The organism is Allobosea sp. 2RAB26, assembly GCF_052115465.1.
In the GTDB taxonomy this organism is placed as follows: Bacteria; Pseudomonadota; Alphaproteobacteria; order Rhizobiales; family Beijerinckiaceae; genus Allobosea.
Genome location: NZ_JBFRGS010000006.1, coordinates 294444 through 317899 on the forward strand (window position 1 = coordinate 294444; position 23456 = coordinate 317899).

19 protein-coding genes are annotated in these 23456 nt (G+C 64.8%); 6 read left to right on the top strand and 13 right to left on the bottom strand.

Features of this window, described 5'->3' with window-relative positions; all coding sequences use genetic code 11:
• Positions 1-4: 4 nt before the first annotated feature.
• Genes AB4118_RS13930 through AB4118_RS13945 form a run of 4 tightly spaced genes read right to left on the bottom strand, consistent with a single transcriptional unit; the run spans position 5 to position 3894 of the window.
• Positions 5-1318: a dihydrolipoamide acetyltransferase family protein gene (locus AB4118_RS13930; protein WP_441490277.1), complete on the bottom strand. Its 1314-nt coding sequence runs from the start codon at positions 1316-1318 to the stop codon at positions 5-7.
• Entirely contained in the window at positions 1318-2334 is a 1017-nt protein-coding gene (locus tag AB4118_RS13935) for an alpha-ketoacid dehydrogenase subunit beta (RefSeq protein WP_441490278.1), read from the bottom strand. The genes AB4118_RS13930 and AB4118_RS13935 overlap by 1 nt, the downstream gene beginning before the upstream one ends.
• Positions 2335-2338: 4 nt before the next feature.
• A complete protein-coding gene (locus AB4118_RS13940; RefSeq protein ID WP_441490279.1) occupies positions 2339-3568 on the bottom strand; it encodes a 3-methyl-2-oxobutanoate dehydrogenase (2-methylpropanoyl-transferring) subunit alpha in 1230 nt (409 codons plus the stop codon).
• Positions 3565-3894 (bottom strand): hypothetical protein, encoded by a 330-nt coding sequence (locus AB4118_RS13945; protein ID WP_441490280.1) that lies wholly within the window; start codon positions 3892-3894, stop codon positions 3565-3567. Before AB4118_RS13945 ends, AB4118_RS13940 begins: the two co-directional genes overlap by 4 nt.
• 129 nt (positions 3895-4023) lie before the next feature.
• On the opposite strand from AB4118_RS13945, the gene AB4118_RS13950 reads away from it, so the two are divergent.
• Positions 4024-4518, top strand: a complete 495-nt coding sequence (locus AB4118_RS13950; RefSeq protein WP_441490281.1) for an Lrp/AsnC family transcriptional regulator — start codon at positions 4024-4026, stop codon at positions 4516-4518.
• Between the two features lie 20 nt (positions 4519-4538).
• Here AB4118_RS13950 and AB4118_RS13955 read toward each other — a convergent pair whose 3' ends face one another.
• Both AB4118_RS13955 and AB4118_RS13960 read right to left on the bottom strand, forming a co-directional pair.
• Complete coding sequence (locus AB4118_RS13955; protein WP_441490282.1) at positions 4539-7718, bottom strand: cyclic nucleotide-binding domain-containing protein; 3180 nt, start codon at positions 7716-7718, stop codon at positions 4539-4541.
• A gap of 90 nt (positions 7719-7808) precedes the next feature.
• The gene (locus AB4118_RS13960; protein WP_441490283.1) at positions 7809-8114 is read right to left on the bottom strand and encodes a hypothetical protein; all 306 of its coding nucleotides are present in this window, start codon (positions 8112-8114) and stop codon (positions 7809-7811) included.
• Between the two features lie 160 nt (positions 8115-8274).
• Between AB4118_RS13960 and AB4118_RS13965 the strand changes: the two genes are divergently transcribed.
• From AB4118_RS13965 to AB4118_RS13980, 4 genes are all read left to right on the top strand, one after another.
• Positions 8275-8958, top strand: coding sequence for a Crp/Fnr family transcriptional regulator (locus AB4118_RS13965; protein ID WP_441490284.1), 684 nt, complete (start codon positions 8275-8277; stop codon positions 8956-8958).
• A 23-nt stretch (positions 8959-8981) separates the two neighbouring features.
• The gene (locus AB4118_RS13970) at positions 8982-9491 is read left to right on the top strand and encodes a FecR domain-containing protein (protein WP_441490285.1); all 510 of its coding nucleotides are present in this window, start codon (positions 8982-8984) and stop codon (positions 9489-9491) included.
• Positions 9488-11326, top strand: a complete 1839-nt coding sequence (locus AB4118_RS13975; RefSeq protein WP_441490286.1) for a CHASE2 domain-containing protein — start codon at positions 9488-9490, stop codon at positions 11324-11326. Before AB4118_RS13970 ends, AB4118_RS13975 begins: the two co-directional genes overlap by 4 nt.
• Before the next feature lie 80 nt (positions 11327-11406).
• Complete coding sequence (locus AB4118_RS13980; protein WP_441490287.1) at positions 11407-12345, top strand: homocysteine S-methyltransferase family protein; 939 nt, start codon at positions 11407-11409, stop codon at positions 12343-12345.
• Positions 12346-12391: 46 nt separating this feature from the next.
• On the opposite strand, the gene AB4118_RS13985 is transcribed toward AB4118_RS13980, so the two are convergent.
• Positions 12392-15562, bottom strand: coding sequence for an ATP-binding protein (locus tag AB4118_RS13985; RefSeq protein ID WP_441490288.1), 3171 nt, complete (start codon positions 15560-15562; stop codon positions 12392-12394).
• Positions 15563-15739: 177 nt separating this feature from the next.
• Complete coding sequence (locus tag AB4118_RS13990; RefSeq protein WP_441490289.1) at positions 15740-16258, bottom strand: hypothetical protein; 519 nt, start codon at positions 16256-16258, stop codon at positions 15740-15742.
• Positions 16259-16393: 135 nt separating this feature from the next.
• On the opposite strand from AB4118_RS13990, the gene AB4118_RS13995 reads away from it, so the two are divergent.
• Positions 16394-17383, top strand: a complete 990-nt coding sequence (locus AB4118_RS13995) for a radical SAM protein (protein ID WP_441490290.1) — start codon at positions 16394-16396, stop codon at positions 17381-17383.
• A 15-nt stretch (positions 17384-17398) separates the two neighbouring features.
• On the opposite strand, the gene AB4118_RS14000 is transcribed toward AB4118_RS13995, so the two are convergent.
• The 5 genes from AB4118_RS14000 to AB4118_RS14020 all read right to left on the bottom strand — a co-directional run bounded on the left by AB4118_RS14000 (position 17399) and on the right by AB4118_RS14020 (position 23412).
• Complete coding sequence (locus AB4118_RS14000; protein WP_441490291.1) at positions 17399-17746, bottom strand: hypothetical protein; 348 nt, start codon at positions 17744-17746, stop codon at positions 17399-17401.
• Between the two features lie 16 nt (positions 17747-17762).
• The gene (locus AB4118_RS14005) at positions 17763-19034 is read right to left on the bottom strand and encodes an esterase/lipase family protein (RefSeq protein WP_441490292.1); all 1272 of its coding nucleotides are present in this window, start codon (positions 19032-19034) and stop codon (positions 17763-17765) included.
• 348 nt (positions 19035-19382) lie between these two features.
• Positions 19383-21800, bottom strand: coding sequence for a heavy metal translocating P-type ATPase (locus AB4118_RS14010; protein WP_441490293.1), 2418 nt, complete (start codon positions 21798-21800; stop codon positions 19383-19385).
• 78 nt (positions 21801-21878) lie between these two features.
• The gene (locus AB4118_RS14015; protein ID WP_441490294.1) at positions 21879-22586 is read right to left on the bottom strand and encodes an HAD-IA family hydrolase; all 708 of its coding nucleotides are present in this window, start codon (positions 22584-22586) and stop codon (positions 21879-21881) included.
• 82 nt (positions 22587-22668) lie between these two features.
• Complete coding sequence (locus AB4118_RS14020) at positions 22669-23412, bottom strand: helix-turn-helix transcriptional regulator (protein ID WP_441490295.1); 744 nt, start codon at positions 23410-23412, stop codon at positions 22669-22671.
• Positions 23413-23456: the final 44 nt, after the last annotated feature.

Here is a 23456-nt window from a genome sequence, read left to right on the forward strand (position 1 = left end):
GGCGTCAGGCATCCACGAAGAGCATTGCCGGGTTTTCCAGAAGCTCCTTGAGCCGCTGCACGAAGACGGCCGCATCCCAGCCGTCGATGACGCGATGGTCGAAGCTCGACGACAGGTTCATCATCTTGCGCGGGACGAAGCTCGTGCCGTTCCACATCGGCCGGATCGTCATCTTGTTGACGCCGACGATGGCGACCTCGGGGTGGTTGATCACCGGCGTGGTGGCGATGCCGCCGAGCGCGCCGAGCGATGTGACCGTGATCGTTGAACCCGTCAATTCGTCCCGGGTCGCGATGCCTTCGCGTCCCCGTTCGGCGAGCCGGCCGAGTTCCCGGGCGCAGTCCCAGAGATCACGAGCCTCGGCATGTTTCACGACCGGCACGATCAGTCCTGTCGGCGTCTGGGTCGCGATACCGATATGGATGCCGGCATGTTGGTGGACGATCCCGGCCTCGTCATCGAACAGCGCGTTCAGGTTCGGCTGCTCGGCCAGCGCCTTGACCAGCGCCCGCATCACGAAGGGCAGAAGCGTCAGCTTCGGTCGCTCGAGCGTCGGCTTCTTGTTCAGGACTGCGCGGAGGTCCTCCAGCGCGCTGACGTCGACCTCCTCGACGATGGTGATGTGGGGGATGCGTGCCTTGGACAGCGCCATCTTCTCGGCGATCTTGCGGCGCAGGCCGACGATCCTGACGTCGGTGACGGCGGTCAGGCGCGCCAGCCCTGGCGCACGTTCGGCCTCGGGCCCGCGCAACGCGAAGCTGTCGAGGTCCTCGTGAGTGATGCGCCCGCCCGGGCCGGAGCCCACGACCTGGCGCAGGTCGATCCCGGCCTCGCGCGCCTTCAGCCGGACGGCCGGCGAAGCGAGCGGCTTCTCGCCAGCCTGCCGCCTCGGTACGGCGCTCAGCGTGGGAGCTGAGACCGCGCGCGGCTTGGGCGATGCAGCGGGCCTGGCCTCGGTCAGCTTTGCCGGAGCGGGGGCGGGAGCTTCTTTCTTCGGCGCGGCGACAGGCTGCTCGACAACGACCAGCTCCGGCGCCTCGCTCCCTTCCGGTTCGCCGTGATCGGTCGCGCCCTCGCCTGCAACCTTCAGCCGGACCAGCGCCGAGCCGATCGCAACGGTGTCGCCGATATCGGCGCCGACCCAGACTACCTCCCCGTCGACCGGCGATGGGATCTCGACCGTCGCCTTGTCGGTCATCACAGCAGCAAGGAGATCGTCCTCACGCACGATGTCGCCGACTTTGACGTGCCACTCGACGAGCTCGGCCTCGGCAATGCCCTCGCCGACATCCGGAAGCTTGATGACCCGTTCCGCCATCATCGGCTCTCCATGATCTCACGCAGGGCGGCGCCGACGCGCGCCGGGCCGGGGAAATAGGCCCATTCCTGGGCATGCGGATAGGGCGTGTCCCAGCCGGCGACGCGCATGACGGGCGCCTCGAGATGGTAGAAGCAATGCTCCTGCACCAGGGCCGTGAGTTCTGCGCCGAACCCCGAGGTCAGCGTCGCCTCGTGCAGGACAATGCAGCGGCCGGTCTTGCGCACGGAGGCCACGATCGTATCGAGGTCGAGCGGCAGCAGGCTGCGCAGATCGATGACCTCGGCGTCGGTGCCGGTCTCTTCGGCTGCCGCTTCGGCGACATGAACCATGGTGCCATAGGCGATGATGGTGACGCTCGCGCCCTCGCGCCGGATCGCGGCCTTGCCGAGCGGCAGCACGAAATGGCCGTCCGGCACCTCGCTGAGCGCATGTTTGGACCAGGGTGTCACGGGGCGATCGTGATGACCGTCGAACGGGCCGTTATAGAGCCGCTTCGGTTCGAGGAAGATGACGGGATCGGGATCCTCGATTGCGGCGATCAAGAGGCCCTTGGCGTCATGCGGGTTGGAGGGCACCACGGTCTTCAGCCCGGAAACATGGGTGAAGAGCGCCTCCGGGCTCTGGCTATGCGTCTGGCCGCCGAAGATGCCGCCGCCCGTCGGCATGCGGATCACCAGCGGACAGGTGAAATCGCCGGCCGAACGGTAGCGCAGCCTGGCCGCCTCCGAGACGATCTGATCGTAAGCCGGATACATGTAGTCGGCGAACTGGATCTCGACGCAGGGGCGCAGGCCATAGGCCGCCATGCCGACTGCCGTGCCGACGATGCCGAGTTCGTTGATCGGGGCGTCGAAGCAGCGGTTCACCCCGTATTTCTGCTGCAGGCCATGGGTGCATCGGAACACGCCGCCGAAGAAGCCGACATCCTCGCCATAGACCACGACATTCTCGTCGCGCCCCATCGAGACATCGAGCGCCGAACGGATCGCCTCGATCATCGTCATTCGAGCCATCGCGTCAGACTCCGATCTGCTGACGCTGCCGGCGCAGGTGCGGAGGCAGTTCGGCATAGACATCCTCGAAGATGTCGCGTGCCGAGGGTTTGCCGCCGGCATGCAGGGTGCCGTGGCCCTCGGCCTCCTTCTGCGCGGCGATCACGGTTGCGAGAATCTCGGCCTCGGCCTGCTTGTGCCGCTCTTCAGTCCAGGCGCCCAATGCGATCAGATGCTGCTTCAGCCGGATCAGCGGGTCGCCGAGCGGCCAACCTTCCGATTCATGCTTGGGCCGATAGGCGGAGGGGTCGTCCGAGGTCGAGTGGGCGCCGGCGCGATAGGTGACGTATTCGACCAGCGTGGGCCCGAGATTGCGCCTCGCGCGCTCGATCGCCCATTGCGCCACTGCGTAGGTCGCAAGGTAGTCGTTGCCGTCGACGCGCAGGGCCGGAATGCCGAAGCCGAGTCCGCGCGCTGCGAAAGTGCCGGAGCCGCCGCGGGCAATGCCCTGGAAGGTCGAGATCGCCCACTGATTGTTGACGACGTTGAGGACGACCGGGGCCTTGTAGGTCGAGGCGAAGACCAGGGCGGCGTGGAAATCGGACTCCGCTGTCGAGCCGTCGCCGACCCAGGCGGCGGCGATCCTGCGATCGCCCTTGATCGCCGAGGCCATGGCCCAGCCTACCGCCTGAACGAACTGGGTGGCGAGATTGCCGGAGATCGAAAAGAAGCCGTGCGCCTTCGACGAGTACATGACCGGAAGCTGGCGGCCTTTGATCGGGTCTCGCTCATTCGAGTAGATCTGGCACATCATGTCGACGAGCGGATAATCATGCGCGATGAGGAGCCCAGCCTGGCGATAGGTCGGGAAATTCATGTCCTCCGGGCCGAGCGCGATGCGAAAGGCGCAGCTCACCGCCTCTTCCCCGGTGTGCTGCATGTAGAACGAGGTCTTGCCCTGGCGCTGCGCCATCTGCATGCGGGCATCGAAGGCGCGCAGCGTCATCATGTGGCGCATGCCCCGGATCAGAGCATCCCTGTCGAGATCGGGCACCCACGGGCCGACAGCTTGCCCCTCCCGGTCGAGCACGCGGATGATCGAATACGCGAGATCGCGAATTTCCTTGGGATCGATATCGACCGGAGGCCGGCGGACCGAGCCCGCTTCCGGGATGACGACATTGGAGAAATCCGGCCTGCCGCCAGGGCGGCTGGCGGGTTCGGGGACATGAAAGCGCAACGGCTGATCGGTCATGCCCGCACTCCGGCAAGGGCGCCCTGCCGACCCGCATGCAGCGAGCCGACATAGAATGAACCCGGCTCGTCGCCGAACTCGAAAGCCTCAACGGCTGCGAGCGCCGGATGGCGGGCAAGGCGGAAGCCGATCTCCGCGCAGTCCGAGACGCCTTCGGTCTCGATGACCATGCGGATCGCGGTTCGTCCGTCATCTTGGCGGGAGCTCGACAGTTCGACAAGGGCGAAGCCTAGGCGCTGGGCATCGACCAGAAGCCTGACCAGCCCGTCATAGGCGTCGCTGGTCGACGCCTTCACCAGCACTCGCCGTTGCGTTCGCCCTGTCATCACGCCTTCCCCCACGCCGCAACGACGTTAATCCGGCAAACGGAAAGAGATTTCCCGAATGTACTCGACCTTCGACGAAATCTCGGTCAATTATTCCGCCACTCCGTCGATCTACAGAAGATTCTCCCGATGACCGGCAAGTCCAGGCGCAGCGACGCTCTCGATCCTATCGACCGGCGGATTCTGTCCGCTCTGCGGGCCGATGGCCGGCTGACGACGAGCGCACTGGCCGAGAAGGTCGGGCTCTCGCCATCGCCCTGCTGGACACGGGTCAGGCGGCTGGAGGAAAGCGGCGCAATCGAGCGCTATGTGGCAGTCCTGGATCACGCGGCGCTGGGTCTCAACAACACCGTCTTCGTCGAAATCACCCTGGACAAACACGACGACAAGGTGCTCGACACGTTCGGGGACGCGCTGGCGCGCATTCCCGAAGTGGTCGAGGCGCATCTCGTCACCGGCGAATACGACTATCTCGTCAAGGTCGTGGTCAGCGGCACCGACCACTACGAGCGCTTCCTCCGTGAAACGCTGTACCGGATCCCCGGAATTCGCCAGTCACGAACAACCTTCGGTCTCAGGACGCTGAAGCGGGCGATCTCGGTCGACCCACTGCAACTGCCCTGACGCGCCTGCCAGAGGCCGGTTCAGTGCCGCTGGCTCAGCGTAACCACATTGTCCTGCAGGCGCCGGACGATCAACCGCGTCACCGAGAGGGCCATGTTAGGGAACTCCGTCAGCAGAGCGACGAAAACCTCCTTGCGCAAGCGGAGCGCCGTCAGCGGCGTGGTCGCGATGACCGTTGCCGAGCGAGGATCATCCGTCACGATCCCCATTTCACCGAACAGGCTGTTGGCGTTCATGGTCGAGATCCGGACAGGCGGCCCCGACGCCTCGGACACGACGTCGGCCGAGCCCGTGATCAGCAGATAGGCGGCGTCCGACTCGTCTCCCTGGCGAAAGATGACCTCCCCCGCCGCGAACTCGACCCGCTCGCCAGTGAAGGCCAGCAACCTCAGGCGCACCGTATCGACATCGGCAAAGATCGGCACGGAACGCAGGGCGCGCAGCTCGATACTGCCCGCGTCAAACTGATCGCTCACGAACGCCTCGTCGGACTGAGCTTGCGTCTGAACCGCCGCGTCTGCGGAACTGACGGAGTTGGTTCCGTGGAATTCAAGGCTGGCGTCGAAACGACCCAGTTCCGCAATCTGCCGGCCGGCAACGAGAATGGTCCGCCCCTTCATGAAGGTCGTGATCCGTGCGAATAGCCTGACAGCCTCGGCCTGCCCGAACGACGCCAACGCGTCGTTCAGGATCATGATCTGCGGGCGCTTGATCAGGCAACGTGCCAGAGCAACGGCCGCTTTCGCAGCCGGAAACAGGAACTGTCCGCCATAGCCGGCCTGTTGTTCAAGTCCCCAACGATAGACGTCACGCTCCAGGCCCAGTTCGATCAGGCTCTCACGGATGGCCTCGAGCGCGCGCTCCGCGTCGGCAGCACTGCTGCTGGCAACGCAGCCGAACAAGAGATTGTCGCGCAGAGGCGCTGCCGGACAGTAACAGGCCGGATCGTAGAAGGCGATGGCATCCGCCATCTCCGGGGTGGCCTGCGCGCGGAAAGACTGCCGCGCGGCGAGGATGCGGACCTCGTCCGCCTCGCTCAGCAGCCCCAGCCGATGCCGCGGCTCCGCATAGAGAAATGCCAGCGCGATCAACCGGGAGCGATCGGCCTCCCGGAGGGTGCGGCCCTCGGCCCGCCCGAGAATGACCTGATAGTCAGGGAACTGGGCCGCGGAAAGGAAGGAGAACTGCTCGAACAGGACGTGATCGGCTGGAAGATCGCGAAAGATCTCGAGCATGGTCGCCGCGATACGCCGCCCGATCTGGGTCAGAAGCGTGGTCAGGCCCTGCGCGTCCAGAATGGCGCGCACCAGCTTGTGACTGGCCAGGCGTTCCCCGGCGAAGCCGGGATCAGTGACGACGCCGAACAGGATGTTCTCGCCGATGGTCGCGTTTCGTGTGTATTGCTCGGGATCGTAGGGCTCCACCGCATCGCCCGCCCCGCGCCCAATCAGCCTGGAGCGAATTCTCGTACGGATCTCGGCAACCCTGTTGACGATCTCGGTCGGGTCGTCCGCACTCAATTGGCGCTGCAGGCCGAAGCGGAACACCGTTTCAGCGAGCCCGACCACGCCTAGCACCTCGACCAGGAGATGTTCGAGGTCGTGCCTGCTCGCGACGCCGGCGCCGCTGAAGTCGAGCGACCAGGGCTGGGCCCCGGCCTGGGCGACAACAGGGCGGCGCAGGCCATAGAGAATGTTGTCGCGCAGGGACGCATCGAGAATGACGGGCTCCGCTCCGAGATAGGCCAGTGTCCGCCCTCGCCGTTCGGAGGACAACGAAGCCAAGGGAATACCGGCCAGCGTCACCGCGCCGTCGAACGGCGCCATACTGCCCCCGAGCACAGACGCGAACGCAGCCGCCCCTTCCCCCGCCTTGTCGATCAAGGCGATGTTCCCCCCCAAGGGCAGAGCGAATGAAACGCGCTCGAGCAGCCGGTCGCCGGCCGGACCAAGAACCGTCAGCCCCTTGGCCGCGATCATGCCTTCGCCAGGCACGATCCCATCTCCGGAGAGCGGGGCCTGCGGCCGTTCCGGCGCCGGGGCATCGTCCAGCGAGAATTGCTGGGTGACCTGCTGAAACCGCGCCTCGACGTCGAGACGCTGCTGATCCCAGTCGATCAGTTCCTTTACCGGCGTCGGCAGGTCACGATAGGCGGCGATGACCGCGACGAGCTGGCCGATGTCGAGACGGCCGGTCAGGGCAAAATACCCCCCGATCGTGTAGAACAGGAATGGCGTCAGCTGGGCCAACAGGTTGTTCAGGAACTTGACCGCGAATTTGCGCCCATAGAGCTGGTAGCGGATGCCGAACAGCCTCTCGAGGCGCACTGCGACGAGTGCTTTTTCGACCGCAGAGGTGCCGTGGCCAGCAACCTCGTCCAGCGACTCGACGACCTCGCCGATCTTGCCGGCAAGGGCCCGCGACTCGATCTGGCGCTGTCGCCCAAGCCGGATCTGCTCACGCCGCATCCGGGGAATGATCACGGCCTGCACGAGAACGATGCCTGCCGCGATCGACCCCAGCGCCAGATTCTGCAGCAGAATGAAGATCAGCGCCGTCAGCGCCTGGCCACCGAGCAGAACCGGCTGGATGAAGGCATCACCGACGAAACCGCCGACTGGCTCGACCTCGTCCTTGATGACAGTCGCGGCCTCGGACGGTTTGAGCCGGCGCCGTGCCTCGGGCGTGAAACTCAGCAGCGTCGCGAAGAGGTCGGCGCGCAGGCGCTGCAGCAGCCGTTCGCCCAAGGCCCCCTTGCGCATGTTGATGACGTATTTGAAGGCGCCATTGATGAGCACCAGCAGCAGAAACAGGCCGGACAGCGCAAACAGATAGCTGATGCGATCGAGCATGACGCCGCTGAGAAGTTCACGGCTGCCCCCGAGCCGGGCCGGTAGGGCGAGCGAGAACCGGAAGAGCCGTGCAGTCTCCTGCCCACCGGAAAAGGCGCGGCCCTGGATGGCGTCCGTGATGATGTATTTCGGCAGCTCAAGCGAAAGATAGTAGAAGGGAAAGGACAGCAGCACGATCGCGATGATCTGGAGCTGCTGCCGGCGGCTGTTGCGCCAGATATAGGCAAACAAGCCTGTTGCTGCGGGCGCGCTCGCCTCAACCGGCGCCTGAGGCGTGGTTTGCGCTGCCGCCTGTCCTGGCCGCGAGCGCAAGCGCTGGGCCGCCTGCAGAGAGGAACCATCCGCCATGGAGCGCATCCGGCCTGTGATGTGAGCGCTGCGCTCCAGCGTACCGCAATTTTCGCGTGTTGCGGACAATAGCTTCCCTGCGCCTGCGCATCAGTTCAGCGTATCCGTCTCGCCCCAGGGGCGTGGCATGTAACGGCTCAGCGGCCCCCATTGGGCAGCCTCGGCGTGGCTCAGCCCAATGTCATTCAATGTATGCGCATCCATGGCAACGCTCTGCGACTGCCCGCGCTGCGGGCCAAAGGCGAGCGCCAGCGATGTGACCAGCGCGCGGCTCGCGCGCGTCATCCTGCCAAGAAAGGGGCACTCGCCCGCCTGCGTCACTGTCTCGGGCTCGCGCAGCGGTTCGAGCGAGGTTGTCCTGAACGGCGTGGAATGAGTGTTGGCGGTGTGGTGCACGGCGAAACTCCCGTTCGGAGCGGCACACACAGCGACTGCGGGCTGCGGTCGCTGCGGCCTTCGGGCGGGGGTTTTCGGCCGTTCCCGTGCTATCTTCTGTGAAACAGGTCACATAGGCGTCAGCTTTTCCTAGCAACGGAGAGAACAGGGGGACTTGGGAATGCGCAGCGCGCCGCATCTGGTGGTTCGGCTTCTATCGGTAAATCCGTTCTTCGCTGGGCTTGCTCACGACGCCCTGGTCAAGATCGCCGCAATTTGCCTGCCGAGGCACCTGGCACCGCACGAGGTCCTGTTCCTGAAGGGCGATCCCGGCGATGGCCTCTATGCCATCCGGCATGGCCGGATCCGAATTGGCACCACGGACGATGCCGGCCAGCAGCTGACGATGAACCTGCTGGGAGGCGGCGACGTCTTCGGGGAGATCGCCCTTCTCGACGGTCGCGCCCGCAGCGCCGACGCCATTGCGCTGGAAGACACCGAGATGTTCTTCGTGCCGCGGCGTGACTTCCTGAATCTGCTCGACAACGAGCCACTGATTGCAATCCGGCTGATCGAATTGCTCTGCGAGCGGCTGCGCGGCATGAGCGAGCGCATGGAGGACACGGCCTTCCTTCCAGCCGCATCACGGCTGGCGCGACGCATCGAAGTGCTCGTCACCGACTATGGCAGCGAGCTGCACATTTCCCAGGAGGAACTGGCGGCGCTGACCGGCGTCACCCGCGAAACCGTGAACCGCCAGCTGCAGCGCTGGAAACAGATCGGCATTCTCTCCCTTGGACGGGGCCGCCTCGTGATTCATAATGTCGACAGCTTTCGGCAGCTGGCGAAGTCCGGCGCGATCTGAATACCGAGCATGAGAGGCTTGCCATGCGCTTCCTCCGATTCTCGATTGCCGCTTGCGCCATTTGCGCATCGATCCCGCCCGCCGCCGCGCAACAACCTACGGGCTGCACCCCGTCAGCGCGGACCGATCCGCCGAGAACCGTGTTCCGGTGCAGCGGTGGCCTGATCATTGAAGCGGAGGCCGCCACCCGCTTCCAGGTCCAATCGCCACAGCCCGGCCGCGCGATTCAATCAATCGCATTGGATGGCAAAGGCCTTCTGGTCGAGCTACCCCGTCGCCGCGGGCCCCTCCAGATCCTGACGCCCCACGCCATCGCCTCGGTCCGCGGCACGATCTATGCCGTCGACGTAACGACCTCGAAGACATCGGTGTTCGTCGCCGAAGGGCGCGTGCGTGTCACGCGCCGCGATGGCACGGACCCCGTCGAACTCAATCCCGGCGATGGCGTTGACGTCTCCCAGGAAAAGCGACTTGACGTGCACCGCTGGTCCCGCGAGCGCGCCGCAGGGCTGCTTGCTCGGTTCGGGCGGTGACCTCGACGCGCAGTGTCCGCCTGCCCGCGTCGATCACCATCCTCTGCCTCGTGATCGCCGCGCTCTGGTCCGGATTTCTGGGGCGAATGCATCTCGCGGGCGAGCGCAATCCTCTCGACCGAGTCGAGGCGGCGCTCGCCGACATGCGCCTGCTTATTGCCGGTCGACGCTCACCCCCAGGCGAAATCGTCATCATCGCCATCGATGATGAAACCGTGGCTCAGCAACGCGGCTACCCGCTCCAGCGCTCCACTTTGGCTCGGATGATCCTCGCCATTGGAACCGCGGCCCCACGCACCCTTGCACTCGACCTGCTGCTCGTCGACCCGACCTCGCCCGAGACAGATGAGGCGCTTGCCCAGGCTCTCGAACGAACGCCTTCACTCGTCGCCGCGGCCGGCAGCTTCGGCCGGGACGAGGAAGGAAGCTCGCAATTACCGGCACCGAAACAGATGCTCTGGCCGCTGTCGCCGTTCGACCGGTTGGCAGCCGTCGGTCTCGTCAATATTTCATCCGACGCAAGCGGCACGCCGCGGCATGTGCCGCTGCTTTTCCGGACCGACCGCGGGGTCATGCCATCATTCGTCCTAAGTGTGGCGGCAGGCTTCAAGGGCGAGGCTCCTGTGTTCGGCGTCGATACCGTGCGCCTGGCAGGCAGCCCGGTGAAGCTCGACCTCGGATTCCATCTTCCGCTCCGGTTCTACGGCCCGCGAGGCAGCTTCGAAACGATCAGTGCAACCGGCCTGCTTGCGGGCACCGTGCCCGTAGAGCGCCTGCGGGGCCGTATCGTCATTGTCGGCGTCACCGCCACGGCTATCGGCGACACCTTCAGCACCGCCTTCGATCCCGTGACGCCGGGCGTGGAGGTCCTGGCGACCGGCATCGCTCATTTGATCGCCGGCACCGGACTGGTCCGGGATCACGAGGTGCGGTTGCTCGACGCAGGCGTGGCACTCGTGCTGGCCACCGGCTCCGTCTTCTTCATCGCCTCTGCTCCGCTCGGCATCGGCGTCGGCGCAGCGGTCTTCGGTCTCGCTGCCTGGCTGCTGGCCACCACGGCGCTCTTCGCCGCAGGCTATTGGCTCAGTTCGGCGCTCCCGCTGGCGTCAGTCATTCCACCTGTCGTCCTCGCAGTGGTTTTACGGCAGACATGGGACCGCCGCCAGGCCACGGATATCGCCCGTTCCGAAGCCGCTTTACGGCAGTTTCAGCCGCCATTGCTCGCAGATCGCATTGCACGGGACCCGGGGTTCCTGCGCGAGCCGGTGCAACAGACGGTTGCGATCCTGTTCGCGGACCTCTCGGGCTTCACGCGGCTGAGCGAGCAGGCCGGCCTCACGCGAACACGCGAATTTCTCAAGGCGTTTCACACGCTCATCGAAAACGAGGTGACCGCGCATGACGGGCTCGTCATCTCCTTCATGGGCGACGGTGCAATGATCGCGTTCGGCATTCCAGATCCGCACGCCGATGATGCCGGCCACGCCCTCTCCACGGCCTGGGCACTGCTCAAGGATATGCGCGAGTGGGCCACCGGCGAAGAGGTATCGATTGGCCATCCGGATCTTCGTGTCGGTGTCCATTTCGGCCCGGTCATCGTCTCTCGTCTCGGGCACGAAGCGCATCAGCACATCACTGCGACCGGGGACAGCGTCAATGTCGCGAGCCGCTTGATGGAAGTCGCAAAGGAGCAAGGCGCCGCGCTTGCCGTTTCAGCAGAGCTCCTCGTCGCATCCGGCGACATCCGGAAGCGCCACCGCGAACCCGACAGCATTCGCACAGTCGAGATTCGCGGCAGGCGCCAACGCATCTCCGTCGCGCTCTGGGGCGCCTGACAGCATCTGTGATCCAGATCACAGAACGCATCCGCCTTTCCGGGAAGGGTTCGGCGACAATCCCACACAGGGGAAAGGCCATGGCCAAGTACAGGGCGATTCTTCCGCAGGTCCTGGCGCGAGAATTCCTCACGGACGGCGGACTGGAAACGACACTCGCCTTTCGTGACGGGCTTGAATTGCCATTCTTCGCCGCTTTCCCGCTGGTGCGCAGCGAAGAAGGCCGAGCCCGCCTCAAGGCCTATTTCCTGCCCTATCTCACGCTCGCCGCCGAGTACGGCAAGGGCTTCATTCTGGATACGCCGACCTGGCGCGCCAATCCCGATTGGGCCCGCAAGCTGGACTACTCGCGCACCATGATCGAGGAGGTTCAGAGAGCCTCGGTTCAGCTGGCGATGGAGCTGCGTCCTCACTACGAAACCAGCGATTCAAGGATCGTGATCAACGGCGTGATCGGGCCGCGTGGGGATGGCTACCGGATCGATACGCGCATGAGCGCGCGGCAAGCGCAGCTCTACCATCAGGATCAGGTCAAGGCCTTTGCCCGCACCGACGCGGACATGGTGAGCGCCATCACGATGACCTACAGCAACGAGGCGATCGGCATCGCCGCCGCTGCGCAGGCTCACCGAATGCCCGCCGTCATCTCCTTCACCCTGGAGACCGACGGCAGGCTCCCGAGCGGAGAGCCCCTGGGCCATGCGATCGAGCGCGTCGATGAGGCAACCGAGGCCTATCCCCTCCATTACATGATCAACTGCGCGCATCCCCTGCATTTCGAGCGGGTCATCTCCGGCAGCGCACCCTGGCTCGACAGGATCGGGGGCTTGAGGGCGAACGCCTCGACCTTGAGCCACACCGAACTCGACATGGCGACCGAACTCGATGCTGGGGATCCCCTCGACCTCGCTCATCGCTATCGCAGCCTGCGCAAGCAGCTCAAGAACGCGCGTGTCCTCGGAGGCTGCTGCGGCACCGACCTGCGCCATGTCAGGGCGATCTGCTATGCCTGCCTGTAGCGCGACGGGAGATTGCGCCGCTGCCGCGGCTGCTCGCATCAGCGGCCTATGACACCATCTGGCCAGCGGCACGGGACATGTCTGCCGCGGCGCCCGTGTCCCGCAAGGCGCGCGACACAGTCCCGGACAGATCGTCAAAGCGTGCGAGAGCCTCCAGACGCGCCTCGACCGCGGGATCGGGGCCCTGCGGCCTGAGGTGCTCCCGGAGGGAAGCCAGGCAGCGGTGTTCCAGCACGGGAGAGTTCAGCCGCCTTGCCTTCTCCACCGCCGAGCGCAGTGCCGCCTCCGCATCCTGCTGCTGCGCCCGTGCGCCCCTGGCCATGATGCCGGCCTGGATCCGATCCAGCTCCGGCTCCAGCCACAGCGAACCGCTTCGCGACATCAACGCGATCGCCCGGTCGCAGGAGGCTTGGGCCTCCGCCAGCTGCCCGAGTTGAAGCTGAGCTTCGGCGAGATTGGCGAGATAGCCGGAGAGGGACAGCACATAGCCAACGCGTTCGAATGCCGCGATCGCCCTCTGCATGGTTGCTGCGCCGCGCGCGAGATCACCCTTCTGACAGAGCCCCCAGCCCAGGAATGCCGCGCCATGGGCCCGGAAGCCTGCGAGCCCGTGCTGTTCCGACAGTGCCACCAACCGCCCCGCCTCTTGCATCAGCTCATTGGTCGCGTTCGACAGCCCGAAGACCCAGCCACCGACATAGGACATCGGAATCGCCGCGGAATGAGGATGCCGCAAGGCGTCTGCGGAACGAAGCGCATCGATGCCTATGCGCAGGGACTCGCCGACATTGCCAAGGCAGAAATGAGCGAGGCTCAGCAGTGATCTGGTGTGAATCTCGGTGTTCTGGCCGAACATGAATGTACTTGCCTCATCGCGATCACGCTCTCCGATGAGCAGGGAGTGCTCGAGATGCTCGATCGCCTCGTCGGCCTTGCCCTGGCCGAGCCGCACCATGCCGATCAGACGGTGCCCGATGGCTCGGCCAGAGCCATAGTCCGCGCGCTCGGATCGATCGAGGAAGTTCTGGGCCAGCGACGCGGCTTCAGGCACATCGCCGCTGCAATTGGCGAATGTGAACTTTCCGAACAGGAACGGAAACATCAATGCGGAGGGCTCGTCTTCGCTGCAAAGCTCCAGCCCGCGCTTGCAGCATTGCAGCAAACCTGCCGATGTCGGCCCTTGCGCGGCGGTGATGGAGCCGACCAGCGCCGCCTGAAGACCGCGCTCGAGCGTCGTCCGCGCCATGTCGTCCGGCAATTTGTCGAGCAGGGACAATCCGTGGCGAATATGCCCGATAGCCTCGATATGGGCAGAACGCTGTCCGGCGCTCGCTCCGGCCCTCAGCCAGGCCTTGACTGCCTCCTGGTAGCGGCCCGCCTCGGTGAGATGGTGCGCTGTGACCTCGGGCAAGGGGATATCGACGCCGTCCCCCTGATCGAGCAGGCCCAGAATGCGGTCATGGATCGCGCGCCGTTCGGTGGCGAGCATCGATTCATGAGCCATGCGCTGAAGCAATGAATGCCGAAACTCATAGCGGATTTCCCCACCTATGCGCTTGGGCAGGAGAATCTCGGCGTCGACCAGCGCCTCGACAGGCGCGATCACCTCCCTGATGCCCTTCTCCAGGACGTGGGCGAGGAATACCGGGGTGAAGGAACGACCAATACAGGCCGCGGCCTGTACGACGGGTCGCGCACCCGGGCGCCGGTCGAGCCGCTCGGACATGAGTTCCGCAAGGAGAAGCGGGACATTCGACGGCTTGCGGATGGGATGAGGCGTCTGGATGTGTTCGTCGATCAAAGAGAGCACGAACTGCTCGACAAAGAGCGGAACGCCCTCCGCGGCAGCGACCGCCTGCGCGATCTTCTCGGGAGGCAGCTCCTCCGAACCCGGAATCGCGTGCGCCAGCGCGAGACTCTGCTCCCCCGACAGCGGCTCCAGCGTCACGACTTCGTCCGGCTCCGGTAACCCCTCGGCGCGCGGGAACGGCCGTGCGGTTGCCACCACCATCAGCGCCTCATCGCTCCCGGCGGTCAGGAGTTCCCGCAAGAGTTCCGCAGAGGACGGGTCGAGCCAATGCGCATCCTCGATCACCACAAGGGTCGGCTGCCGGCGGGCCGTGCGCACGATGACCGAGATGACGAACTCATACTGCTTGCGCTTGAACATTGTCGGGGCCGGGGCAAACTGCTCGCGGATGCCGGTTGCAGCCAAACCGATCAGGCTTGCCAGTATTTCGTTGTTCTCCGGCGTGTTGAGGCCGATTTCGTCCAGGACGGCGCCGATCTTCGCGCCGCGCACCTTGTTGTCGTCCTCGAACTTGAGACCAGCCCGTGCCCAGAGAAAGCTCGCGACCGGGTAGAGCGGCGTACTCGCGAACAGCTCATGGCAATAGGTCATGTAGATCGCTGCATCGGAGAGCGCGGGATGACCGCAGATCTCCGTGATGACCTTTGTCTTTCCAACTCCGGCATCCGCGGCCACGAGAACGAACTGCGCCCGCCTGTCGCTCGTTGCGCTGGTCCAGCGCGCAAGGATGCTCTGGAGATGGCTTTCCCGGCCGACAGCGATCGGAACACTGCTCGCGACCCTGCCTCGGCGCCGCGCCGTTCCCAATCGCTCACGAGCAATCTCGAAGACTTCGATCTCACGCGAAAGGCCCCGGATGGCTCTTGGGCCGAGGGCCCTGACTTCAAACAGCCCGGCGGTGAGGTCGGTGACCTCCCGGGTCGCCACGACCGTCCCAGGCGCGGCCTCAGCCTGCAGTCGCGCCGCGAGATTGATGGCCTCGCCCACCGCACCGAGTTCGCTGGAGCCGCTGCTGACGCGGGCCGGTGCCATCACGACGAGGCCCGTGTGAACGCCGATACGCGCTGCGATATCCGGAACGGTGCCATCCTCGATGCTCGTGTTCAGCGTCTTGATCCGCTCCATCAGCTCGAGGGAGGCACGGACGGCCCGTTCCGCGTCGTTCTCGCGGGCCGTGGGATAGCCGAAGAAGATGAGGACACCGTCGCCCGTGTAACTCGCAACGAAGCCGCCATAGCGCTCCATGGTCGTCAGGGTCAGTTGCTGGTAGCGGCGCTGAACGAGACGGAGCTCTTCCGGATCAAGCTGCTCCGACAACTGGGTGTAACCGACGAGGTCGACGAAGACGATCGTGACGTAGCGCCTCTCCGACACAAGTTTTCGAGGCTCGGCTTCGCTCATCGTCATCGCACAGGCTCCTGTGTCGCGAAAGTCGGCGCTCGGCTACTGTCTCGTCAGTTTGAATATGGCCGCATATGCGCATAGAGTGAAGTCATTACCTAGCTGTCTCTAGTTTTTCAGCCAGTATACGGGGGGCGACCGTTCATGCCTGCCTCAAGAATATCGCGTCTTTTCTCCCGAACATCAGCCGAAGCCAGTCCCGGCGCACCACAGACGATCAAAACGGTCGTCATTTGCGCCCATCTTCGGCCTGGTCGCGACAAACGGCGCTCGACGCATTTCATGCAACCTATCGCAGGTCTGCATATTGCTGCACTGATCGATGCAAAGCGATTTGATGTCGTGCTTTATCATGAAGACTGGCACGGCCCATTCGACCCTGCACATTGCAACAAGTACGACCTCGTATTCCTCACGGGGCTTCAGCCCGACTTCGATCGACTGCGGCAACTCTCCTATCATTTCAGACGCAGTGGAGCGACGGTCGTTGCCGGCGGGAGCGTATGCACGCTTTTCCCGGAATTCGCTCAGCAGTTCTTCGATGTCGTCTGCGCCGGCGGCGTCGATTGCGTCAGAGATGTCGTTGACGATTATTTGGCCGGCTCGCTCCGACCAATCTACCGCTCTCCGATTGCACAAATCTCCGACTACACGGTCGATTATAGCCTTTTGCGCAAAAGCGGCATCAATCCGAGCACGCATCTTGCGGAGACCTCACGCGGATGCAGCTTCAAATGCAGCTTTTGCGTCATCCCCTCGGAAGTCGGGGCGCATGTTCGCCATGGGCTGGCCAGCTTCAAGGCGTCGCTGGAAAGCGCGCTGGAATCGAGCCCCCGCTTGAGCATGCGCAGCTGGTATCCGATGGTCATGCTGCTGGACAATAATTTCTCGGATGACCGGGCCCATATGCTGGCCATCTGCGAGTTCCTGCGCGACCATCCCAAGGTGCGGGGCTGGGGCGCGCTGGTCACCCAGAACGTCGTCCAGGACCGCGCGCTCATCGAGACCTTCGCCGCCTCCAAATGCGTCGGGCTGTTCGTCGGGATTGAATCGCTCGATGCGAGCTTTCTGCGCCGCTACAACAAGACCCAGAACCTCAGCCGGCGCCAGAATGTCATCGATGACGTCGCCTTCGCCGAGGGGCACGGCATTGCCGTCGGTTACGGCTATCTCTTCGACCCTCGCTACCAGACGGCTGCGGAGATGCAGCAGGCCATGGAAGCCATCGCCGACAACCCGCTGATGCCGATGCCGACCTATCTCAGCGTCGTTGCTCCTCTCGCCGGAACCCAGCTCTTCTGGGAGGATCTGGAGAGCGGGCGCCTGGCTCCCAATCTTCGCTTCCGGGACCTGGACGGCGAGACGATCTGCTACGCGCAGCTTGCCGAACCGGCTCAGCCGATCGTCGCCTTTCTCGAACGGATCTTCCGGCGTCCCTGGACCGTGGTCGGGCGCATGCGCATCCTGCTCAAGACCTTGCGGAGGCTCCGCCACAGCCGTTCGTTCAACCCGATGCGATGGTACATCATCGCCTCGGCGAGCTTTCATTGCTTTACTTGGTCAAAGTCCTCGCCGGCGCGACCGCGCACCTATCTGGCTGGGAGCGATACGCTCGACCCGCAATATGGCGAACATCCGGACGATCTGTCGCCGGAGGATCGCGTCCGCTATTTCGAGCCGATCGCGCTAACCGATGGCGACGGCAAGCCGAGCCTCTGGCTCATTCCCTATGCCGAAGCCCGCCGGAAACCCAAGGCGACGGCACGACCTCTGCCGGTTTCGCCTCCCCTGGACACCGGCATCGTCGCCATGCGGCCGGAGAAATAGCGCAGCATTCCAGGCTCACTTGCCTTTCGGCTTTGGGCTGGCCCTGCCCCTCGGGGCTGGAGAGCGCGGTCGTGGAACCTTGGGCGAACCTTCCTCTTCTGTAGGCCCGCCATCCTTCGGCATCGTACCGAGCTTCTGGCTGGCGCTCTTGGGCGCATCGACATAGGCCCTGCCGATGAGTCCCTGCAATTCAGGCAGACTGTATTTGGCGATGTGCGCGAGCGTCGCCGTCCGGAGCTTGGTGCTGTCTCCGCCAGCCTCCGCCTGGGCAGCCTGGAGACCGTCCAGAAACCTGTTGAGCTCGTCCCGCGAGGCGCGCAAAGGAGGCGGCGGAGACTTTGGCTTGCGTATTTTCACGGCCATGACGCACCTCGCCAAGCTACTGCATGATGTTGAGGATCTGCGCGCGGATCTGCGGGCTCAGCATCAGATCCATATGCTCGAGACTGTCCCGGTCAATGTCTCCGGTCACGGTGCGCACATTGGCCGCCGGGGTCGAGACCAGACGCGCGGACCAGGCCGGGATCACGCCGTCGCCGGGGCAATAGGAGTGATCCACGATCGGTGACGGCTCGGCGCTCGGATCAAAGGCGGGGTCGATCCAGCCCCATGTCTGCTCATCCGTCGTCTCGTTAATGGTCCCGCCATTGCGCTGCTGGACGCCGCGGATATTGTAGAACTTGCTCTTCGTGGCCGCCCCGAGCGGCAGCGCCACCTTCCGATAGATCGCTTCGCCCCGGCCCAGGGCGGCATGGCTGAAGCCCCAGTTCACGGGGTAGCGCACCTGGGTTCCGTTCTTCCCGGGGTTATAAGGATCGGCGATCGCGCCGGTATCGCGGTCCCTGACCGGATATCGCGACAGCGGATAGTTCGGATCGGCAGCCAACGCCGCCTGGTCACCCTGGAAGGTCGCCTGGTCCAGGTAGAGAAGCGTGTATGGCCCCGGCAACGACGAGATCAACTGGGTCAGATTGCGCGGGTCGTAGGACCATGAGAGCCTGTCCAGGTCGGGGTCGCCCTTGAAATAGCGGTTCAGTTGCCCGGCATAGCCGTAGAAGGGCGACCCGACGCTGATCGCCCGCCTGACCGCTGCGACATGCGAGCCCCCCTGGTTCAGGACCAGCTTGACGACCATGCCGCCGAAGCTGTGCCCGATCAGCGTCACATCGGCGAAGGGATCGGTGCCGCATTCCACACGGACCCGCTGACGGAACTTCGGCACGAAGCTCTTCAGGAAGAAGCGCGCCACGAGCTCGGGATCGCGCCGCCAGTCCCAGCCAAAGACGAACCAATCGAATTTCCTGGCTGTGCACCAGCTCAGGAAATCATCGTAGGGGGTAAGCACCGGAGGAAACCGGACGCAGCCATCGGCGATCACGAAATGCCGGCCCGCATCGTCATCGCCTTTCATCTTGAGCAGCAGCGCGCCCCCGGTCAGGATGGGGCAATCCAGCCAGATCAGATTGTAGAAATAGGGCGTATTGCCCTGGGTCGTGGTCGCCCATTTGATGCTGGATCCCATGCCTCCCGGGAACAGGATGACCGTCTTGCGCCGCGCCGGTCTGTGCTGCCTGTAGCGCGCGATGAACTGCGAAATCTGCTCGTCGAGTTGCGCGAGCTGCTGCTTGTCACGATCAGCGACGTAGCTCATTTCGCCTCCGGTCGAGAACGCTTTCACATTCCGCGTGTAAGGCAGGCTTGCTCGTCCAAGCGACAGGCCGGCAGGGATGGGGCAACAACGACGCGACCATCCCAAACCGCAATGACAGCATCTCTCAAACGACTGACGCAGGCAATGCTGTAGTGACGCTACGAGATGCTTCCCTCAGATCTGCGTCAGGAACTCAAATTCGAACCAAGACGAAGAATGGGCGCACCGTCCGGGCGCATTCCGGCCCGAGGACATGTCTGACCGTGTTCCTGCGCCCTCTCGGCGCTCGCCACCGGCAAGCCGCCAGCGAGCCGGAGCGGGGATACGGCCGCGGCCGGCTCGCATCGGTCACAACTTCACCGCCCGCAGCCGCGCGGCATTGGCGATCACGCTGACCGAGGACAAAGCCATCGCGGCCGCTGCGATGATCGGCGACAACAGCAAGCCGAAGATCGGATAGAGCACGCCTGCCGCCACCGGCACCCCGAACGCGTTGTAGACGAAGGCGAAGAACAGGTTCTGTCGGATATTGCGCATCGTGGCCTCAGACAGACGCCGGGCACGCACGATCCCGGTCATGTCGCCCTGGAGCAATGTGACGCCGGCACTCTCGATGGCGACATCGGTCCCGGAGCCCATCGCGATGCCGACATCGGCTGCAGCCAGAGCCGGCGCGTCATTGACGCCGTCGCCCGCCATCGCGACCACGCGCCCCTCCCGCTTGAGCTTCGCCACGACCGCGCTCTTGTCCTCTGGGAGAACCTCGGCCTCGACCTCGGTGATGCCGAGCCTGCGGGCCACGGCTTGCGCCGTGGTGCGGTTGTCGCCGGTGAGCATGACGACGCGTATCCCCTCGGACCGCAGCGCCGACAGAGCCTCCGGCGTCGAAGCCTTGACCGGGTCGGCAATGGCGATCACGCCAGCGGGCTTGCCGTCCACGCCCATAAAAATCGCCGTCGCACCGTCCCTGCGCAGGCCGTCCGCGATCTGGACGAGGCCCGACACATCGACGCCGTGCTCGGCCAGGAAGCGATCATTGCCGAGCACGATCCGCTGGCCCTCGACCGTTCCCAACGCTCCCTTGCCGGTCGGGGAATCGAAGTCCGTCACGGCCGCCGTCGTAACGCCCTTGGCTTCGGCAGATGCAACGATCGCAACCGCCAGGGGATGCTCGCTCGGCCGCTCCACGCTGGCGGCAAGGCGCAGAATGTCGGCCTCGGAAAATCCCGAAGCCGGCCGGATCGCGGTGACCGCCGGCCGCCCCTCGGTGAGCGTGCCGGTCTTGTCGACGACAAGCGTGTCGATCTTCTCCATCTGCTCAAGCGCCTCGGCATTCTTGATCAGCACGCCGGCCCGGGCCCCTCGCCCGACACCGACCATGATCGACATCGGCGTCGCAAGGCCGAGCGCACAGGGGCAGGCGATGATCAGGACCGAGACCGCAGCCACCAGCCCGAAGGCAAGGCGCGGCTCCGGCCCCCAGATGGCCCAGGCGGCAAAGGCGAGCAGGGCAATGGCGATGACGGCCGGCACGAAATAGCCAGAGACCTGGTCGGCCAGGCGCTGGATCGGCGCGCGGCTGCGCTGGGCTTCCGAGACCAGCAACACGATCCGCGACAGCATGGTGTCGCGCCCGATCTTCTGCGCTTCGATGACGAGGCCGCCGGACTGGTTCATCGTGCCGCCGATCACGGCGTCGCCGACAGTCTTGGTCACGGGCATGGATTCGCCAGTGACCATGGATTCGTCGACAGCGCTGCGGCCATCGACCACTGCGCCGTCCACGGGCACTTTCTCGCCAGGGCGAACCCGCAGACGATCCCCCACTTGCACCGTATCGAGCTGGATCTCCTCCTCGGAGCCGTCGGCATTCAGACGCCGGGCCGTCTTGGGAGCAAGATCGAGAAGGGCGCGAATGGCGCCGCCCGTGCTTTCCCGCGCGCGCAGCTCGAGCACCTGCCCGAGCAAGACCAGCACCGTGATGACAGCCGCGGCCTCGAAATAAACTGCGACCGAGCCGTCATGCCCGCGGAAGGCCGGCGGGAAGATCCCGGGCATCAGCGTCGCCACGACGCTGTAGACCCAGGCAACGCCCGTTCCCATCGCAATCAGCGTGAACATGTTGAGGTTGCGGCTGACCAGCGAATGCCAGCCGCGCTCGAAGAACGGCCAGCCAGCCCACAGCACCACCGGCGTCGCCAGGGCGAGCTGGATCCAGTTGGAGAGGTGACGCGGAATCAGGTGGTCAAGGTCGAGCAGATGCCCACCCATTTCCAGGATTGCGACCGGGAGGGCGAGAACGAGGCCGATCCAGAAGCGCCGGCTCATGTCGACCAGCTCGGCATTGGGCTGTGCTTCAGCCGTCATCAGAACCGGTTCGAGCGCCATGCCGCAGATCGGGCAGGAACCCGGCCCGATCTGCCTGATCTCGGGATGCATCGGGCAGGTGTAGGTCGCCCCCTCCGGCGCGGTATCGGTTGCCGCGGCTAGCTCTGGATCGACGTAACGAGCCGGGTCAGCCTCGAATTTCGACTGGCAGCCAGAGGAGCAGAAATAATAGGGCCGCCCTCCGTGCTGCGCGCGGTGTGTCGTCTCGTGGGGATCGACCGCCATCCCGCAGACCGGATCCTTGACCTGCCCCTCATTCGTCTTCCCGGCATCCTGGTGCCCGACATGGGCACCATGTCCGTGGTTACCATGGTGGGCGGCATGGCCCACATGGGCCTCGTGACCACCGTGAGACGTCTCCTTCGGGGCATTCGCCATGATATTCCTTTGCACAATCCGGCCGCGATAGCGGCGGCATCGTGCAACCTTCCATTGTGGGAAGGTCAAGCCTGCCCCTCACCGCTCCGCAGCATGCGCCTCGCAGAATTCTGCCAAGCTCCGGAAGGTCCAGGCCGGGCGCGGCATATCCTTCGGTGGCAGCGTTGCGCCTCCGCCCCCCTTGTCGTGACGGCGGTCGATCCAGGCACTGCTGATCCCCATTGCGCTGGCCGGCACGTGGTCGTGGAACAGGCTTTGCGCCACGTGGAGGATCTTGCCCTTGTCCTCGCCGACATGGGCCAGCATGTACTCGAAATTGGCGAGCGATGGCTTGTAGGAGCCGATATCCTGCGCGGTGAACCGGAGGTCGAACTCCGTGCCGAGCAAGGCCGCACTGCGGCCAAGGCTCGCGCGGTCGACATTGGAGAGCACGACAAGGCGATAGTGCCTGGCCAGATATTGCAGAGCCTCGCGACTATCGGGGAAGGCCGGCCAGTTCCCGACCGAAGCGCCGAATTCCCGGGCCGCCAGTTGATCAGGCGACGTGCCGAAATGCCTGGCGAGGTCGCCATGCACGCGCTCCAGAATCTCGGGATAAAGCAGCCGCGGCTGTTCAGCCTCCCACTGGCTTTCGAGCCGGGCAAACTCGGCGAGCAGGTCTTCGTCACGGACGAAAATCCCCCTGGCGTTCAGCCAAGGCTGCAATTGCGCCAGCAGACCGGACTCCCAGTCGATCAGGGTGCCGTAAACATCGAAGGTCAGGGTGGTGAAATCACGCAGCTTCATGGGCCGTCTCCATCATCTCTCTGGTGACGGTCATAGACCAGCGGCGATTCCCGCTCTTGTCCCGATCTCCAAACCTTTGGGCTCAATCTCCACGTCGCAATGCCGCGGGAGTGGTCGAGCGCCGACGACGCAGGCTTCGCGTCAGCGCACTTTGATCGCTGAACCCGACTGCAAGCGCGATCTCGGCAAGCGGACGCCGGGTTTCACGGATCAGTTGTTCGGCTTCCCGCAGGCGCAGATCGGCGAGATAGCGCCCCGGCGACATGCCGATCCAACGCTGGAACAGCGCATGCAAGCCACTGACCGACACGCCGGCGGCGACTGCCAGCTGCTGGACGGTTAGCGTCGCATCATAGCCATGACCGAGCAGCGAGACCGCACGCTCCAGCGCTGGCGGCCAATGCAGCCGATCGCCGGACCGTTCCGCCACCGCCTCGAGCAACATGCCGCCGAGCCGATCAAGCAGGTCCGATCGGCGCGCAGGCGCCGCCGCATCATGGGCGATGTAATGCGCGAGATGCCGCAATCCGGCGTCGAGGGGGTGAAATGGCTGCCCCTCCGCCTGTTGGACGAGGCGATCCGGCAGGCCAAAGAAGCCCGCTCCGGTCGGAACATCGAGCACGACGAAATGGCCATGATGCGGGGTCGTGAAACGGTGGCGCGCCTGCGAGGCGACGATCACGAAGCTGCTGTCATCGACGATGCCATCCTGCCCCGCGATGCGCATCTGCATGGTGCCATCGACGGGCACGACAATCTGATGCCAGTCGTGCGCGTGCTCCGTCTCATGCGGCGGATAGGATCGTAGCGACAGGATCGGGCGCATCCGCAGCCTCCCCATTCGAAGTTCCGTGCCCGAAGTTCGACACC